The organism is Devosia insulae DS-56, assembly GCF_000970465.2.
GTDB classification, from domain to species: domain Bacteria; phylum Pseudomonadota; class Alphaproteobacteria; order Rhizobiales; family Devosiaceae; genus Devosia_A; species Devosia_A insulae.
On the sequence record NZ_LAJE02000316.1, the window covers coordinates 1 to 2928 of the forward strand.

2 protein-coding genes are annotated in these 2928 nt (G+C 67.4%); both read left to right on the plus strand.

Translation table 11 applies throughout. From position 1 onward, the window contains the following. Positions 1-146 precede the first annotated feature (146 nt). On the plus strand, positions 147-1937 hold the full coding sequence (locus tag VW23_RS21455; protein WP_069911539.1) for an ABC transporter ATP-binding protein: 1791 nt from the start codon (positions 147-149) through the stop codon (positions 1935-1937). Positions 1938-1956: 19 nt separating this feature from the next. Further along, a complete protein-coding gene (locus VW23_RS21460; protein ID WP_069911540.1) occupies positions 1957-2847 on the plus strand; it encodes a PHP domain-containing protein in 891 nt (296 codons plus the stop codon). Positions 2848-2928 lie beyond the last annotated feature (81 nt).

Genomic DNA, 2928 nt, shown 5'->3' on the forward strand with positions numbered 1-2928 from the left:
CCCGAAGGGTGGTGGAGGGGGCGGCAAGAGTCGACTGTGGGATTGGCTCCCCCCTCCACCAGCTTCGCTGGTCCCCCTCCCCCGTTCCACGGGGGAGGATCACGGAGAGCTCTGTGGCTCTTCATCTGCAATGAACGGAGCCCCCGATGAGCAACACCGCCATCCTCGATGTCGACAGCCTGAAGGTTGTGTTCGAAACCGATAACGGTCCGGTCGTTGCCGTCGACGGGCTGAGCTTCGAGATCCGTTCGGGCGAGTGCGTCGCGGTGGTGGGCGAATCCGGTTCGGGCAAGTCGGTAACGGCGATGTCGATCCTCGGGCTCGGCAAGTTCTCGGGCGGCCGGATCGCCGAAGGCGCTATCCGCTTCCGTCGCAAGGACGCGAGGGTCGTCGACCTGGCCACGGCCGACGAAGGCGTGCTGCGGGCCATCCGCGGCAACGAGATCGCCATGGTGTTCCAGGAGCCGATGACCTCGCTGAACCCGGTATTCACCGTCGGCGAGCAGATCGCCGAAGTGATCCGGCTGCACCAGAAGGCCGATGCCGCCGAGGCGGCGCGGCAGGCGGTGGAGCTGTTGAAGCGGGTGCGCATCCCGGAGCCGGAGCGGCGCTTCACGCAGTATCCGCATGAACTGTCGGGCGGCATGCGGCAGCGCGTGGTGATCGCCATCGCGCTCGCCTGTTCGCCGCGCCTGTTGATCGCCGACGAGCCGACGACGGCGCTCGACGTGACCATCCAGGCGCAGATCCTCGAGCTGGTGCGGACGCTCGCCGCCGAGGGCGACATGGCGGTGCTGTTCATCACCCACGACATGGGCGTCGTCGCCGAAATGGCCGACCGCGTGGTGGTGATGCGACACGGCAGGAAGGTCGAAGAAGCGGCGACGCGCGAACTCTTCGCTCGCCCGCGCGAAGCCTATACCAGGCAGTTGCTCGCCGCCGTGCCGCGGCTGGGTTCGATGCAGGGCGCCAGCCGGCCGGCAAGGTTCGGCGAGGCGCCGACGCACGACGTGCCGCCGACGCATCTGCCGCTGCTCGAGGTGAAGCATCTCGTCACCCGCTTCCCGGTGAAGAAAGGCGTGCTGCAGCGCCATGTCGCCAATGTGCATGCGGTGGACGATGTATCGTTCAGCATCGGCAGCGGCGAGACGCTGGCGCTGGTCGGCGAATCCGGCTGCGGCAAGTCGACCACCGGCCGCTCGGTGCTGCGGCTGGTCGAGCCGAAATCGGGCAGCGTGACGCTCGAGGGCGACGAGCTCACCCGGCTCTCCGGCGACGCGTTGCGCAAGAAACGCCGCGATATGCAGATCATCTTCCAGGACCCTTACGCGGCGCTCGATCCGCGGCTGACTGCCTTTGAGCAGGTGGCCGAGCCGCTGGTGATCCATGGCGTCGAAGCGGGCTCGGCGCTGCGCGACCGGGTGGTCGGGCTGATCCGGCGCGTCGGGCTTTCGGACGAGCAGCTCGAACGCTATCCGCACGAGTTCTCCGGCGGCCAGCGCCAGCGGCTCTGCATCGCCCGGGCGCTGACCCTGTCGCCCAAGCTGATCGTCGCCGATGAGCCGGTGTCGGCGCTCGACGTGTCGATCCAGGCGCAGGTGGTCAACCTGATGATCGAGCTGCAGCAGGAGCTGGGCCTGAGCTATCTGTTCATCTCGCATGACATGGCGGTGGTGGAGCGGGTCAGCCATCGCGTCGCGGTGATGCATATGGGCCGGATCGTCGAGATGGGTCCGCGCAATACGGTGTTCGGCGATCCGCGCCATCCCTATACCCGCACCTTGCTGGCTGCCGTGCCCAACCCCGATCCGACCACGCCGCGCCGTACGGTGCCTCCGGCCGGCCTGCTGCCTTCGCCGATCTATCCGGTCGGCCACGACCCGGCGCCACCCCGCTACGACGAGGTCGGGGCCAACCATTTCGTTCTCGCTGCCTGATCTGTTTTCGGAGACCACTATGCTTTCGGCTTTTTCCGCCCCCGGCCGCTTCTGGAAGGGGAACCTCCACACCCACTCGAACCGCTCGGACGGTGCGCTCGAGCCGGCTGAGGTCTGCCGCCGCTACCGTGAGGCGGGCTATGATTTCCTCTGCCTCTCCGATCACTTCCTCAAACAGTACAGCTTCCCGCTGACCGACACCCGCGACTATCGCACCGACGGCTTCACCACCCTGATCGGCGCAGAACTGCATGCACCGGCGACGCATCTGGGCGATCTCTGGCACATCCTCGCCGTCGGCCTGCCGCAGGATTTCGCCGCGACACCGGAGGGTGAAGACGGGCCGGCCCTGGCGCGTCGCGCCGCGGCGGCGGGCGCTTTTGTCGGTATTGCCCACCCGCAATGGTATGGGCTCGATTTCACCGATGGGCTGGCGCTCGATGCTGCGCATGCGGTCGAGATCTACAACCACACCTGCGAGATGCTGTCGGCCCGGCCGGATGGCGTGGCGCTGTTCGATGACCTGATGACCCGCGGCAGGAAGCTCACCGGCTTTGCCTCGGACGACGCGCATTTCCATTCGAACGACAGCTTTGGCGGCTGGGTGCAGGTGAAGTCCGAAACGCTGGAACCCGAGGCGCTGCTCGCAGCGCTGACGGTAGGCAATTACTACGCCAGCACCGGCCCTGAGATCATCGCGATCGAGCGCGACGGCGACAGGCTGAGCGTCATCGCCTCGCCGGTGCGCAGCATCGTCCTGGCTGGCCCCGGCGCCAAATCGGCGGTGGTGCATGGCGAGGCCATCACCTCGGCCGAGCTCGATCTTTCGCGCTTCGCCGGCGGCTGGTGCCGCGTCGTCGTCACCGACATGGCCGGCAAGCGCGCCTGGGCGCAGCCGTTCGAGGTTTAGATTGTCTCATGGTGGGCTGATGAGGGCGAGGTGGGTGCTCTGCTCCCCTCCCCCTTGAGGGGAGGGGCTGGGGGTGGGGGT

Bases quoted from the DNA above. Each gene is read 5' to 3' on its own strand.
- VW23_RS21460 (WP_069911540.1), top strand. From the start codon at position 1,957: ATGCTTTCGGCTTTTTCCGCCCCCGGCCGCTTCTGGAAGGGGAACCTC.
- VW23_RS21455 (WP_069911539.1), top strand. From the start codon at position 147: ATGAGCAACACCGCCATCCTCGATGTCGACAGCCTGAAGGTTGTGTTC.